The organism is Enterobacter asburiae, from assembly GCF_008080435.1.
Lineage (GTDB): Bacteria > Pseudomonadota > Gammaproteobacteria > Enterobacterales > Enterobacteriaceae > Enterobacter > Enterobacter asburiae_C.
The window spans coordinates 415,417-428,923 of record NZ_VRKN01000001.1 but is presented as its reverse complement, the minus strand read 5'-3'; the positions used below and the strand labels follow the sequence as shown (position 1 = coordinate 428,923).

Below are 13,507 nucleotides of genomic sequence, written 5' to 3'. Positions count from 1 at the left end.
TTTTGTCAGTCATTTACCCAGCTGATTAGCCATTATCAATCACGACGGAAGTCTTACGCAGGACCGGACAGTGGGTTAAGCCAACGATCCCGCTGTCAGTATGCAGATATTGCGCAGTGCTCACGCCCTGTGCTGTTAAATATTTACATTGAATCCCTAACCCAGCTGCGTTCTCGGTGCTTCCCACAAGCACGCCATAACCCGTTAGCAGGAGGCCAATCCAGACAATGGCCAGTGCAATAATTGTTCGAATGATTAAGCGCATCATTACCTCTTTTATCGTTGTTATCATAATGCTAGCGTAAACGGTTTACGCGATGAAACAAGTGCAGAATTCTGAAAAAAACGCGATGGCGGCGCAGTTAGTCCTTGTTTAAGATAAGCGTGATAATCTCGTTACATCAGGTTTTTAGACGGAGTGTGGAGTGAAAAAAATACGCTGGGTAATTCTGATTATCGTGCTGATAGCGTGCGTGGTGTTATGGACGCAGACGATCAATGTGATGTGCGATCAGGATGTACAGTTTTTTAGCGGCGTTTGCGCAATCAATAAGTTTATTCCGTGGTAACACGCATTTTTTCTCAAGGTGATTTCCTTCCTTCGCGCCAGTGGTAAAATAGACGTTTTTATTGAGGTGGTGAAATGGGTGAGTTACTGAATTCAGGGCTGCTGAATATGGCATCCCTGGTGATTTCTTTGGTTGTTCTGCTTGTGGGGCTGGTCATTTGGTTTTTCGTGAACCGTGCCAGTTCGCGTACTAGCGAGCAGATTGAACTGCTGGAAGCGCTGCTCGATCAGCAAAAACGTCAGACTGCGCTGCTACGCCGTCTGTGTGAGGCTAACGAACCGGAAGAGAAAGACGCGCCGAGAGACGCGGTCGCTGAAGATACCAAAGACGAAGACGACTTTATCCGCCTGGTGGCTGAGCGTTAATCTTTTTATGCTGGGAGGTGGCTGTGGTCTGGAAAAATCCCTGGTATGACCCCTCCCTGAAACATCACACTCCGAACGGTTTTCGTAATACCGATTCTGTCGGACATCAACCCGGCGACCTTGACCGTTGGCGTAAAGCGCGTAAAGAGGCCGGTTTACCGAAGCCACCCGCGTTGGGTTATGAAGACTTTATCCGCCAGTGGTGGCAACCGGTTGAGCTTACGCAACCTCATGAAGATGGGGTGTGGTGGCTCGGACACGCGAGTGTGTTGCTGCAGCTGGACGGCAATATCCTCCTTACCGATCCGGTTTTTTCACGGCGCGCTTCTCCGCTCCCTTTCCTGGGACCACAGCGTAAAACGCCTCCCGTGCTGTCAGTCGATCAACTTCATCAGCTTGATGCGGTCGTCATCTCGCACAATCATTACGATCATCTTGATGACGCGACCATTCGCCGTATCCTCAAACGCTTTCCCGACATCAGTTTTTTTGTTCCGCTGGGCCTGGCCGACTGGTTTCGACGTCGGGGAGCAAAACGCGTGGTTGAGCTCGACTGGTGGCAGAGTTTCACCTGGCAGGGGATCACGCTGACCGCTGTACCGGCACAGCACTGGAGTATGCGCACGCCATGGAACCGCAATCGCTCATTATGGTGCGGCTGGGTTATGGAAGGTCGACATCATCGTTTCTGGTTCAGCGGTGATACGGGGTATTCGCCTGAGCTGCTGTTGATACCAGAACGCCTGGGCCATATAGATGCTGCCGCGTTACCGATTGGTGCCTATGCCCCACGATGGTTTATGGCTGTCCATCATATGGATCCGCAATCAGCGGTGGCATTGTGGCAGCAGATGGGTTGTCCTCTGGCGTTTCCCATTCACTGGGGCGTGTTTGAACTGGCAGATGAAGCCCTGGATGAACCTGTGCGGGAGTTAACTGACGCGCTAGATAATTTAGCACCAGTTAATCATTCTTTCAGGATATTGAAAATTGGTGAATATTTATCCTTATAAACGAAGCGATTAATTGTTGCATATATTCTGTATGTAAACGCGCGCAGAAATGTTTTATTTATATCGAAACGTTTTGCTTGCCTTCTTTTGATGCAGAGTCATAAAAATTTCATTATTTTGGTGCATAACACGGTTTATTAACTGGTGCATTTTAATACAACTGGGTGTGGGTTATTAACGGTGTTTTTTCTCTGAAACAATTTGGTCGCGTTACAATGATTTAAGCATAAGTTTTCACAAATTGTTCTAACTCAATCAAGACGTAAGATTTCTTTTCCCGGTTGCTGGACGCTTCGTTATGATTGAGCTATGTTAAAAAAGTCTTAGATTACAGCGGTTGTGAAAGCAATGCTGGGTCTTTGTTACGCAGCAGAGCTGTCTGTACGTGATGCGCATAATTGTGCAAAACCTGACAGGCACTGTTCGAATTTGTGCGGCGGATCGAGACATGTTTAAAAATGGCTTGCCATATTAAACATAGTGTGTGATAACACGTTTTGGGTCAAACGAGGTACAGTTCTGTTTATGTGTGGCATTTTCAGTAAAGAAGTCCTGAGTAAACACGTTGTCGTTGAATACCGCTTCTCTGCCGAACCTTATATTAGTGCCTCATGCAGTAATGTCTCAGTTTTATCTCAGTTAATGCCTGCGGGCTAAGAAAACACTCTAAGGAATTTTGCAAAATGGCAAAGATTAAAGGTCAAGTTAAGTGGTTCAACGAGTCTAAAGGTTTTGGTTTCATTACTCCTGCTGACGGCAGCAAAGACGTGTTCGTACACTTCTCTGCAATCCAGGGTAACGGCTTCAAAACTCTGGCTGAAGGCCAGAACGTTGAGTTCGAAATTCAGGACGGCCAGAAAGGCCCAGCTGCAGTTAACGTAACTGCTATCTGATCGAACCACTGCTGACTGAAGCGCTTAGCACTTCAATCTCAGACATAAAGCCTCGCATAACGCGGGGCTTTTTTATGCCCTTTATCTTTCAAAATATTACCATCTGTGGCCTTGTTAGTAACTTGTTGCAAAGCTGCGAGGTTAGTAGCACTGTTTCCCCACCCTAAGCCCATCTTTTCTCGTTAAATCAGGGCGTTGTTTAACAGTCCTGGGGTTCAGGTGAAGAAGAAATCGATAACGACTGCCGGAAATTTCACGCCGGCGCGTTTTGTGCTGCTCTGTTTAGCTATTTTTTGTAGTCTGGCTTTTTTGCTGGGCCGCGTTGCCTGGCTGCAAATCATCAAGCCTGACAATCTGGTGAAGCAGGAAGATATGCGCTCCCTCCGTCAACTGGCGATTGATGCGCCGCGCGGCATGATAATGGATCGCGAAGGTCGCCCCCTGGCGGTGAGCGTACCTGTCCGGGCCGTTTGGGCCGATCCTAAAACTGTGCTGGCAAAAGGGGGCGTCGGGGTTGACGAACGCTGGCAGGCGTTGGCAAATGCGCTGCATCTCTCCCTGGGCACACTCTCGGCGCGAATCAACGCCAACCCGCAGGGGCGTTTTATTTATCTTGCCCGTCAGGTCGATCCTGTACAGGCAAAGTGGATCGATAAACTGAATCTGCCCGGCATCAATTTACGCGATGAATCCCGCCGTTTTTATCCTGCGGGCCATGTGGCAGCGAACCTGATTGGCTTCACCAATATTGACGGGCAGGGCATTGAAGGCGTGGAAAAGAGCTTCAACGCGCAGCTCACCGGCAAGGCGGGTGTGCGACAGGTAAGGGAAGACCGCTACGGACGCGTGGTTGAAAACCTGACGGAAGTGGCACCAGCACCGGCGCATAACATCCAGTTAAGTATCGACGAGCGACTGCAAACCATCACTGAAGATGCACTCGATAATGCCGTGGCCTGGAACAAGGCCGAGTCTGGGGCATCGGTGTTAATTAATATCCCAACCGGGGAAATTCTCGCCATGGCGAGCTACCCGGATTTCAACCCCAATAACCGGGAAGGCGCGACGATAAACGATTTTCGCAACCGTGCGATCAGCGATACGTTCGAACCCGGTTCGACGGTCAAACCGCTGGTGCTGATGACGGCCCTGCAGCAGGGGCTGGTCCAGCCGGACAGCGTGATTGACACTCACCCGTATATCCTCGACGGGCATCGTATCCGCGATGTGGGCTATTATCCTGAACTGACCATGACCGGGATCCTGCAAAAATCGAGCGACACCGGCGTTTCCCGACTGTCCCTGGCAATGCCTGTCCAGCATCTTATTGATACCTATCGAAACTTTGGGTTTGGCACGAATACGGGGCTTGGCTTAACGGGTGAGAGCGCGGGGCTGTTGCCCCAGCGTAAATACTGGAGCCAGCTCGACCGCGCGACCTTTGCCTTCGGTTACGGACTGATGGTGACGCCGCTCCAGCTGGCGCACGTCTACGCCACGATTGGCGGTTTCGGGCTTGAGCGACCTCTCTCAATTACGCGTATCGATCCACCTGTTATCGGGCACCGCGTCATGTCGGAAGAGATTGCGCACGAGGTGGAGCACATGATGGAGAGCGTTGCGCTGCCCGGCGGCGGCGGGGTTAAGGCCGCCGTTCGCGATTACCGGGTGGCGGTAAAAACCGGTACGGCGAAGAAAATTGACGACAGCGGGAAGTACGTCGATAAATACGTTGCCTATACTGCCGGCGTTGCGCCTGCCAGCGATCCGCGCTTTGCCCTGGTGGTGGTCATTAACGATCCGCAAAATGGGGCCTACTACGGCGGTGCCGTCTCCGCGCCTGTCTTCAGTGAGATTATGGGTAACGTGCTGCGTCTGGAGAATGTGAAACCTGACGGGTTACCGGCGGGTTCCGATCACCTCATCGTTATGCGTTAACCGGGCGTTTATAACCAGGGCGAATAGCGGTACACTTCGCCCTTTGATTATGCTCCGGAGTCACCATGTCCTTCAGTTGTCCCCTTTGCCACGCCCCCCTGACGCACTCAGATAAAAGTTATACCTGTCCGCAGGGGCATCAGTTTGATATGGCAAAAGAAGGCTACGTGAATCTTCTGCCGGTGCAGCATAAGCGCTCCCGCGATCCAGGCGACAGTGCAGAGATGATGCAGGCGCGCCGCGCGTTTCTTGATGCCGGACACTATCTGCCGCTGCGGGAGACGGTCGCGCAGAGGCTGAATGACATTCTGCCGGGTGCATCAACCGCCATGCTCGATATCGGCTGCGGGGAAGGGTACTACACCGCACGGTTTGCTGAGATTGCCCGTGAGAAGGGCGCGTTGACATTCGGTCTGGACGTGTCGAAAGTGGCTATTCGCGCGGCGGCAAAGCGTTACGCGGACGTGACGTTCTGCGTGGCATCCAGCCACCGGCTGCCGTTTGACGATGCCAGCATGGATGCTGTTATCCGCATTTACGCGCCCTGCAAGGCGGAAGAGCTGGCTCGCGTGGTGAAACCGGGCGGATGGGTGGTCACCGTGACGCCGGGCCCGCGTCATCTGATGGAGCTGAAAGGGCTGATCTACGACGAAGTGCGTCTGCATGCTCCTCATTCTGAACAGCTGGCCGGTTTTACCCTAAAGCATGAGCAAACCGTGGCGTATGAAATGACGCTGAAAGGGGAAGAGGCCACCGCGTTGCTGCAGATGACGCCGTTCGCGTGGCGGGCAAAACCGGAAGTGTGGGAAGCGTTAGCTGCACGCTCAACATTTTGCTGCCAGACAGATTTCAGTATCCACGTCTGGCAGCGCGAAGATTAACCGGCGAAGTGTGCCCAGAGGATTTGGGCACCAATGCCAATCAACACAATTCCCCCCAGGATCTCGGCGCGTTTACCCAGCAGCGGGCCGATAAACCGTCCGACCATCATGCCCAGCGTGGACATGATCAGCGTTGCGCAGCCGATGGCCAGCGCGGTGGCGATAATATTGACCTGCAGGAATGCCAGACCGACACCGACGGCCATCGCATCAAGGCTGGTGGCAATTGCCGTGGTGACCAGCAGCCAGAATCCGTGGCGGTGCTGAGGCTCCTCGTCTTCTTCATCACCGCCGCGAAAACCTTCAATCACCATTCGGCCACCGAGAAATACCAGCAGAACGAACGCAATCCAGTGGTTCCACTCCAGCACGAACTGGCTGGCGAGCATGCCAAGGCCCCAGCCGATAAGCGGCGTCAGCGTTTCGATAGCACCAAAAATAAGGCCGGTACGCAGGGCTTCTGAGAATTTAGGTTTGTGGAGCGTGGCGCCTTTTCCGATGGAAGCAGCAAATGCATCCATGGACATGCCAAAAGCGAGGAGGATCGTAGCGGAGATATTCATAACAGCGTCCAGACCGGGGATATCCATATGACACATCACTGCCCCCAGTAAACAGCAGTTGATGTATCTATGGTCTCGCCTGATCGCGCCGCACATAAGATGTGCTGTCAGCGATCCGTACGCGCCACGTTTTTCAACGAGTATGTTGACACGTACATTTCCTGCGAACAGGAAATCGGCTACTCCCCAACGACGGGCGCAACCTTAACATATTTTGAGAATATAAAACAACAATGAAGAGGCATTATTTAAAATGCTTAGTGATAACGATTTTCATTTGTCTTTAAGCGTGAAGATATCGTTAACAAATAGAGATCAGATTAACGAAGGGGATATAGCTTTGGCTATATTTCTTGCGCACGATAAACGCAATATATAGCCATTGCTATATATATAACTTATTGAGTTTTAACGAGTAACTTGTATATCTTTTCCAGGTCATCAATATTCTTCACCCGAACAAGCAGGCGGCGTTGTTCTAATTGCATCACCAGCACACCGTCTTCAGATAAATTCATCTCTTTAATACGGTTATATTCTATCCACACATTGGCGAAGAAAAACCCGCGGGATTTAAAAATGATTTTCGGCGTGCGGATCCAGAACAGATAAACCGCCATTAATGCCAGCGCACATAATAACCATGTGGTTAATATTGCACCATGGCTGGTGACGTTATTGTAAATAAGAATAGCGATGAGGCCCGCGAAGATAAACGCATCCACGCGCCCGCGTCGCAGAAGGGGAAGGGAGAGCAGCGTCTCGCCGTGGCGGCGGGGCATGATGAACTCGTCATAGATCGCGTAAGCCAGAAGGGCTGCAATAAATAAAACCAGTACGATGTCCGTGACAGTCATTCATCCTCCAGATAAAAAAACCGGGGGCAAGCCCCCGGCCTACAGCATTGAAACTTACAGACCCAGCAGGCCGACAGCGTAGCCCGCGATACCGATGACGAAGAAGCCAACGATAATCCACAGCGGGTTCACTTTCTTACGCAGCAGCCACATGCAGGCGAAGGTCAACAGCAGCGGTACCAGGCCAGGCATCAGCTGGTCCAGAATCGTCTGCACAGTCGTCACACGCGTCTGACCATCCTGCCCGGTGATGGTCGACACCACCAGCGGGATGTTCACATGCGTCCACTTGTTAACCAGCGCCCCCATAACAAACAGGCCGAGGATTGACGCCCCCTCAGTCAGTTTCTGCAGGAAGCCGCCGCCCATGTCCTTAACGATATCCACCCCTTTACGGTAGCCGTAGGCCACACCGTAATAACGGGTCAGCAGACGCACGGCGTTGAACAGGATGAAGAACAGCAGTGGGCCAAGCAGGCTGCCGCTCATCGCGATACCGGCACCCAGTGCCGCGAAGACCGGACGAACGGTACCCCAGAAGATAGGGTCACCGACACCAGCCAGCGGGCCCATCAGACCGACTTTGATACCGTTGATAGCACCATCATCAATCTCTGCGCCGTTCGCACGCTGCTCTTCCATCGCCAGCGTTACGCCCAGTACGGGGGCCGCAACGTAAGGATGGGTGTTAAAGAATTCCAGGTGACGCTTGATCGCCTGACGGCGTGCTTCGTTGTTTTCCGGGTACAGGCGTTTGATCGCCGGTACCATGGAGAAGCAGAAGCCCAGCGCCTGCATACGTTCGAAGTTCCATGAACCCTGAAACAGGTTAGAACGGATGAACACGCCACGAATATCACCCGGAGTGAGTTTTTTCTCGGTGGTAGTTTTTGTCATATCAACCATTTCGCTCACCTGTTAGTCCAGTTCGTTATCGAGATCGTTGTTACCAGCAGCCTGCGCTGGGGCACCCGCGACGCGGTTATATTTCGGGCTGAGCTGGATGTAGAGAATCGCCATCACTGCACCAATCACACCCAGTGCAACCAGGTTGAAGTTGGTGAAGGCAGCGGTCACGAAGCCGAGGTAGAAGAACGGCATCAGGTAGCCTGCGCGCATCATGTTGATGACCATCGCATAACCGACAACCACGATCATACCGCCCGCGATGTTCAGACCGCCGGTGACCACTTCTGGAATGGCGTTCAGCATGCTCTGGACTTCACTGGTACCGACAGAGATCGCCACGATAACCGCCGGGATCGCGATACGCATCGCCTGCAGGAACAGGGATGAAACGTGGATCCACGACAGTGCCGTGAGGTTGCCGTTTTCGGCCGCCTTATCCGCCGCGTGCTGGAAGGCAACGGTGATAGTACGAACGATGATGGTCAGAACCTGGCCTGCCGCTGCCAGCGGGATCGCCAGGGCGATACCGGCACCAATACTCTGGTGACCGGCAATAACCAGAACGGTCGAAATGATAGAGGCCAGCGCGGCATCGGGCGCAACCGCTGCGCCGATGTTCATCCAGCCCAGGGCAATCATTTCCAGGGTACCACCGATGATGATACCGGTCTTCATGTCACCCAGAACGGCCCCAATCAGCGTACAGGCCACCAGAGGGCGGTGGAACTGAAATTCATCAAGTACGGATTCCATACCCGCAATACATGCGACGACGAACACCAGCACAATCTGAAGAGTAGTAATCTCCATTGCACTTCTCCTATTACATAATCTCTATGTGAGAACCGGCGCGGGCTTATTTCCCAACTTTGCCGATCAAATCCATCATTTTCAGTTTTTGGTCCGTGGAAACCTTACGGGCTTCCAGTTCAATACCGCGCGCATTCAGCTTGTTGAATGCCTCGATATCTTTCGCATCGACTGAAATGGCGTTGTTGACCTGCGTTTTGCCCTGACGGAATGCCATACCACCAATGTTCACGGAGGTGATTTTCACGCCGCCTTCAACAATGCGCTCAACGTCTGTCGGGTTAGTGAACAGGAGCATCACGCGTTCACCCGCGTATTTCGGGTTGTTGTAAACGCGGATCATCTTGGCGACATCCACGACGTGCGCGGTAACGCCAGGAGGAGCAACCTGAGTCAGAAGGGTTTTACGTACGGTATCGGCGGCAACTTCGTCGCTGACCACGATAATGCGTCGAACGTTGGTCTCTTTGGTCCAGCGCGTTGCGACCTGGCCGTGGATTAAGCGGTCATCAATACGCGCAAGGCCGATAACCATGTAATCGTTCGGGCCCATCGGTTTTGCCTGTGCTGCCGCTTTCGGTGCTGCTGCAGGCGCAGGGGCAGGTTTTTCAACCGGCTGCGCTTTCAGGGCTTTTACCCCTTCGCGACCGGTTTCAACGGCCAGCGCCACCAGCTCATCGAACGCCGGATTGTCGTCGCGCGCCATGAAGGTTTCCACCAGCATGGGGATGTTAACCCCGGCGACAACTTCATAGTGCTCTTTATCGACGACAATGCGGCTGGCAGCATTGAACGGGCTGCCGCCCCATGTATCGACGAGAAACAGCACGCCTTTGCTGGTATCCAGCTTCGCGAGTTGAGCGTTGTACTTCTCTATCAGCGTCTCGGCGTTTTCACCGGGAACGAAATCGATCCAGCCGACGTTTTCCTGCTCGCCCAACAGCATCTCTGCCGTTTTGAGTAGCTGCTCAGCAGCCCAACCATGTGTGCCTATGACAATAGCAATGGTCACTTGCTACCTCCTTTTATTATCATTAATACGCCTGCCAGGCAGTCGTACTGAGAATCGTATTGGCGAACCGAATCGATTCAGATAAGGGTTAGAGTTCAAAAAACTAAGACTTCCGCGAATTATTTTAGACAGTGAAAAAATAATTTATGTGATGAAGATCCGTAATTTAGCTTTCGCGATCGAGAAAATTCTCAACACAAATTTAGTCTTTTTGCGTTTTTGCAAAAGAACGTAAATCTTTGCGTAAAACACGTTGTCTCTGATATGTTTAGCCTCCGTTTACTTGTTCAGGAGTATAGGGCTACAGCCCACTATATGGACCGTCACCGACGTCAGTCATCTACCAGGCCATTTCGCGCCTTTTTCACCGGCGACCCTCGCCATGTTTCGACTCTGTCTGCCTCTGTTTTGCCCACGTTGAGTGGGGCACCGTTTCGTCATTCCTTTAGCAGGAGCTTGTCATGGAATTCTTAATGGACCCGTCAATCTGGGTGGGATTGCTCACGCTGGTGGTGCTGGAGATTGTTCTCGGCATTGATAACCTGGTGTTTATCGCCATTCTTGCGGATAAGCTGCCGCCAAAACAGCGTGATAAAGCACGTCTGATTGGTCTCTCGCTGGCGCTGGTCATGCGACTGGGGCTGCTCTCCGTCATCTCCTGGATGGTCACGCTGACCAAACCGCTGTTCTCCGTCATGGATTACACCTTCTCCGGGCGTGATTTAATCATGCTGTTCGGGGGGATATTCCTGCTTTTCAAAGCAACGACAGAGCTACATGAACGGCTGGAAAACCGTCAGCACGATGATGGGCACGGTAAAGGCTATGCCAGCTTCTGGGTGGTCGTGCTGCAGATCGTGGTGCTTGATGCGGTCTTCTCGCTGGATGCGGTGATCACGGCGGTCGGCATGGTGAATCATCTGCCGGTAATGATGGCCGCTGTCGTGATTGCGATGGCGGTAATGCTTCTGGCCTCGAAGCCACTGACGCGCTTCGTCAACCAGCATCCGACGGTGGTCGTGCTGTGTCTGAGCTTCCTGCTGATGATTGGTCTGAGCCTGGTGGCGGAAGGTTTTGGCTTCCATATTCCGAAAGGCTACCTGTACGCTGCGATTGGCTTCTCGATCCTGATCGAGCTGTTCAACCAGATTGCGCGCCGTAACTTTATTAAGCAGCAGTCGACTCAGCCGCTGCGCGCCCGTACCGCAGATGCCATTCTGCGCCTGATGGGCGGTCGTCGCCAGGTGAACGTCCGGTCTGATTCCGAAAACCATAATCCGGTTCCGGTCCCGGAAGGGGCGTTTGTGGAACAAGAACGCTACATGATCAACGGCGTGCTCTCCCTGGCCTCCCGTTCTCTGCGAGGCATCATGACGCCGCGCGGGGAAATCAGCTGGGTCGATGCAAACCTGAGCGTTGATGAAATTCGCCAGCAGCTGCTCTCTTCACCACACAGCCTGTTCCCGGTGTGTCGCGGTGAACTGGATGAGATCATCGGCGTCGTGCGGGCGAAAGAGATGCTGGTGGCCCTGGAGGAGGGCGTCAACGTGGAAGCCGTTGCTGCTGCGTCGCCTGCGATTGTCGTGCCGGAAACGCTGGATCCTATCAACCTGCTCGGGGTGTTACGTCGCGCTCGCGGTAGCTTTGTTATCGTCACCAACGAGTTTGGCGTGGTGCAGGGGCTGGTCACGCCGCTGGACGTGCTGGAAGCGATTGCCGGTGAATTCCCGGATGCCGACGAAACGCCAGAGATTGTTGCTGACGGTGAAGGCTGGCTGGTTAAAGGTACCACCGACCTGCACGCGCTCTCGCACACGCTGGGGCTGGAAAACGTGATCAACGATGAAGAAGACATCGCGACCGTTGCCGGTCTGGTTATCGCCGTTAACGGACAAATCCCGCGCGTCGGAGATGTGATCGAGCTGGCGCCGCTGCACATTACGATCGTTGAAGCCAACGACTATCGCGTTGATATGGTTCGTATTGTTAAAGAACAATCTGCCCACGACGAAGATGAGTAAGTCTGCTTAGCGCAGCGGCATTAAGGGCACGATGTGCCCGTTATGATGCGCTGGCGGGGACGCACTTCCCGCCAGCCACTTCGGAAAATCCCGTAGCGGCATGGGCCGCGCATAGAAAAAACCCTGCAGGACGGGTACGCCATGGCGGCGTAAGTAGCAGGCCTGCTCCTCTGTCTCGACCCCTTCAGCCACCAGTTCGATATTCAACTGCTGACCCAGAGCAATAATCATATCCGTCACCGTTGAGTTCACGGCGTCGGTACCAATGGCGGTGGTAAACGACTGGTCGATTTTCAGTACGTCCGGGTGCAGCTTTTCAAGCCAGGAGAGGGAGCTGTTTCCGGTACCGAAATCGTCGATAGCGAGCTTCACCCCTTTGCGATGGAGTTCGCGCACGATGCGATAATCCGCATCCAGCAGCGCATCCCGTTCCGTTAATTCAATCACCAGCTGCTGGCGCGGACAGGCGCTGAACCAGAGACGGTTCAGGTCCTGTATCAACACCGCGTGACGGAAATGGCTGGCGGCGACGTTAATGCCGATGTGGAAACCGGCACTGGCAGGGAAGTAGCCTATCTGGCGCACCGTTTCGGCGATGACATAGCGGGTCAGGGGGACAATCTGGTTATGTTCTTCTGCCAGAGGGATAAACACCTCCGGGGTGATCCAACCCTGACGCGGATTGTTCCAGCGCAGCAGGATCTCCACGCCAGTGCACGCCTGGGTACGGGCATTCACCAGCGGCTGGCAGAAAAGCTCAAATTCCCGCGCCGCAATGCCCATATCAATCTCCCACGTAAAGCTCATCCGGTTTGCCGTTGCCAGCCAGGCGAGATAGCCCAGCAGCAGACTGAGCATGAGCCCCAGCGGCAGCTGGGCTGGCAGGCTTTTTAAGGCTAACTCTCCAGGGCCTGGCCCGCTGACCGTAATGGTGAAAGGATTTCGGGTTGATGACTGCTGGAAAAGAGAGCCCTCCTCATCAAACGTCAGGCTGTCGGTGACGCGTTGTCCATAGCGCAGAAAGCGATCGCCCACGGTCAGCGCCACGTCATTAATGAGCGGGCGCTGGGGCTCGAGGATCATTTTGGCGATCAGATCGATATTGATGATTTCGATAACGCCTGCTTCACCGTCCTGAGAGACGGGATACCACTGGATCAATATCGGGCTGCCCTTGAGCAGCCACTGGTCGGTCGATAAAATCAGCTTCGCCGTGCTGGCGGGTAATTCTTTCAGGAAGTCGCGAACGGGCACATTGCGGCTCCCGAAAATACTTGAGCAATACAGGACGCCGTCGTTAATCAGCGCGATGGAGCGTACCGTCTGCAAAATGGCGGCCTGCTTTCGCAGCACCAGGTGCGCCTGCGGGCAGGGCTGCCCAACCAGGGGTTGCAGCACGCTGCGGCGGTTCTCTAAAGAAAGCAGTACGTTATCAAGGGCGCGAACGGTATGGCTGGTAAAATCGAGGATCCGCTGTTGGTTAACATTGCGCTGTGAAATAAAGCGAATGCCTAACGTCAGGATGAGCGTGAGGAGCGCAACCGTGACACAGACGATAACGCGTTTTCGGCGATAGTTTTTAATGATCGTTTGTGCAGTTTGCATGAACGGTCGCCTGATAAGCCACCAGCCACAAAAGCCGGACGCAACAGTAAAAGTGTAGTGGGGAAAGCAGA

Annotated in this window: 14 protein-coding genes and 1 pseudogene; 8 read left to right on the top strand and 7 right to left on the bottom strand. The window is 53.4% G+C overall.

The features are described 5' to 3' along the window. Nucleotides 1–25: 25 nt before the first annotated feature. Nucleotides 26–265, bottom strand: a complete 240-nt coding sequence (locus tag FU672_RS01995; RefSeq protein ID WP_148242123.1) for a YobH family protein — start codon at nt 263–265, stop codon at nt 26–28. A gap of 160 nt (nt 266–425) precedes the next feature. On the opposite strand from FU672_RS01995, the gene mgrB reads away from it, so the two are divergent. From mgrB to rlmA, 7 genes and pseudogenes are all read left to right on the top strand, one after another. Next, a complete protein-coding gene (gene mgrB, locus FU672_RS01990; protein ID WP_006175995.1) occupies nt 426–569 on the top strand; it encodes a PhoP/PhoQ regulatory lipoprotein MgrB in 144 nt (47 codons plus the stop codon). Nucleotides 570–643: 74 nt separating this feature from the next. After that, nucleotides 644–934, top strand: a complete 291-nt coding sequence (locus FU672_RS01985; RefSeq protein WP_148241942.1) for a YebO family protein — start codon at nt 644–646, stop codon at nt 932–934. Nucleotides 935–957: 23 nt separating this feature from the next. After that, the gene (locus FU672_RS01980; protein WP_148241941.1) at nt 958–1,947 is read left to right on the top strand and encodes an MBL fold metallo-hydrolase; all 990 of its coding nucleotides are present in this window, start codon (nt 958–960) and stop codon (nt 1,945–1,947) included. A 525-nt stretch (nt 1,948–2,472) separates the two neighbouring features. Beyond that, nucleotides 2,473–2,617: pseudogene (locus tag FU672_RS01975) on the top strand (DUF2627 domain-containing protein). Nucleotides 2,618–2,630: 13 nt separating this feature from the next. Next, nucleotides 2,631–2,840 carry a transcription antiterminator/RNA stability regulator CspE gene (gene cspE, locus FU672_RS01970; RefSeq protein WP_001062678.1) on the top strand — a complete coding sequence of 70 codons (210 nt, stop codon included), beginning with the start codon at nt 2,631–2,633 and terminating at the stop codon, nt 2,838–2,840. 219 nt (nt 2,841–3,059) lie between these two features. Continuing rightward, nucleotides 3,060–4,778 (top strand): peptidoglycan DD-transpeptidase FtsI2/PBP3(PARA), encoded by a 1,719-nt coding sequence (gene ftsI2 / locus FU672_RS01965; protein ID WP_148241940.1) that lies wholly within the window; start codon nt 3,060–3,062, stop codon nt 4,776–4,778. A gap of 65 nt (nt 4,779–4,843) precedes the next feature. Continuing rightward, a complete protein-coding gene (rlmA, locus tag FU672_RS01960) occupies nt 4,844–5,659 on the top strand; it encodes a 23S rRNA (guanine(745)-N(1))-methyltransferase (RefSeq protein ID WP_148241939.1) in 816 nt (271 codons plus the stop codon). Here rlmA and mntP read toward each other — a convergent pair. The 5 genes from mntP to manX form a co-directional block, all read right to left on the bottom strand. Further along, nucleotides 5,656–6,222: a manganese efflux pump MntP gene (mntP, locus tag FU672_RS01955; RefSeq protein ID WP_032642447.1), complete on the bottom strand. Its 567-nt coding sequence runs from the start codon at nt 6,220–6,222 to the stop codon at nt 5,656–5,658. The two genes, rlmA and mntP, sit on opposite strands and share 4 nt — an antisense overlap. Nucleotides 6,223–6,620: 398 nt before the next feature. Continuing rightward, nucleotides 6,621–7,079, bottom strand: coding sequence for a DUF986 family protein (locus FU672_RS01950; protein ID WP_121932072.1), 459 nt, complete (start codon nt 7,077–7,079; stop codon nt 6,621–6,623). Nucleotides 7,080–7,133: 54 nt separating this feature from the next. Beyond that, nucleotides 7,134–7,985 carry a PTS mannose transporter subunit IID gene (locus tag FU672_RS01945; protein WP_006810994.1) on the bottom strand — a complete coding sequence of 284 codons (852 nt, stop codon included), beginning with the start codon at nt 7,983–7,985 and terminating at the stop codon, nt 7,134–7,136. Between the two features lie 12 nt (nt 7,986–7,997). After that, complete coding sequence (gene manY / locus FU672_RS01940; protein ID WP_008500490.1) at nt 7,998–8,798, bottom strand: PTS mannose transporter subunit IIC; 801 nt, start codon at nt 8,796–8,798, stop codon at nt 7,998–8,000. Between the two features lie 46 nt (nt 8,799–8,844). After that, on the bottom strand, nt 8,845–9,810 hold the full coding sequence (gene manX, locus FU672_RS01935; protein ID WP_148241938.1) for a PTS mannose transporter subunit IIAB: 966 nt from the start codon (nt 9,808–9,810) through the stop codon (nt 8,845–8,847). Between the two features lie 461 nt (nt 9,811–10,271). On the opposite strand from manX, the gene yoaE reads away from it, so the two are divergent. Continuing rightward, nucleotides 10,272–11,831: a CNNM family cation transport protein YoaE gene (yoaE, locus tag FU672_RS01930; RefSeq protein ID WP_148241937.1), complete on the top strand. Its 1,560-nt coding sequence runs from the start codon at nt 10,272–10,274 to the stop codon at nt 11,829–11,831. Between the two features lie 6 nt (nt 11,832–11,837). On the opposite strand, the gene pdeD is transcribed toward yoaE, so the two are convergent. Further along, nucleotides 11,838–13,436, bottom strand: coding sequence for a cyclic di-3',5'-guanosine monophosphate phosphodiesterase PdeD (gene pdeD / locus FU672_RS01925; protein WP_148241936.1), 1,599 nt, complete (start codon nt 13,434–13,436; stop codon nt 11,838–11,840). Between the last annotated feature and the right edge of the window lie 71 nt (nt 13,437–13,507).

Coding starts and splice junctions, on each gene's coding strand:
- FU672_RS01995 (WP_148242123.1), bottom strand. CDS start 265: ATGCGCTTAATCATTCGAACAATTATTGCACTGGCCATTGTCTGGATT.
- FU672_RS01985 (WP_148241942.1), top strand. CDS start 644: ATGGGTGAGTTACTGAATTCAGGGCTGCTGAATATGGCATCCCTGGTG.
- yoaE (WP_148241937.1), top strand. CDS start 10,272: ATGGAATTCTTAATGGACCCGTCAATCTGGGTGGGATTGCTCACGCTG.
- rlmA (WP_148241939.1), top strand. CDS start 4,844: ATGTCCTTCAGTTGTCCCCTTTGCCACGCCCCCCTGACGCACTCAGAT.
- pdeD (WP_148241936.1), bottom strand. CDS start 13,436: ATGCAAACTGCACAAACGATCATTAAAAACTATCGCCGAAAACGCGTT.
- cspE (WP_001062678.1), top strand. CDS start 2,631: ATGGCAAAGATTAAAGGTCAAGTTAAGTGGTTCAACGAGTCTAAAGGT.
- FU672_RS01945 (WP_006810994.1), bottom strand. CDS start 7,985: ATGGTTGATATGACAAAAACTACCACCGAGAAAAAACTCACTCCGGGT.
- FU672_RS01950 (WP_121932072.1), bottom strand. CDS start 7,079: ATGACTGTCACGGACATCGTACTGGTTTTATTTATTGCAGCCCTTCTG.
- manY (WP_008500490.1), bottom strand. CDS start 8,798: ATGGAGATTACTACTCTTCAGATTGTGCTGGTGTTCGTCGTCGCATGT.
- mntP (WP_032642447.1), bottom strand. CDS start 6,222: ATGAATATCTCCGCTACGATCCTCCTCGCTTTTGGCATGTCCATGGAT.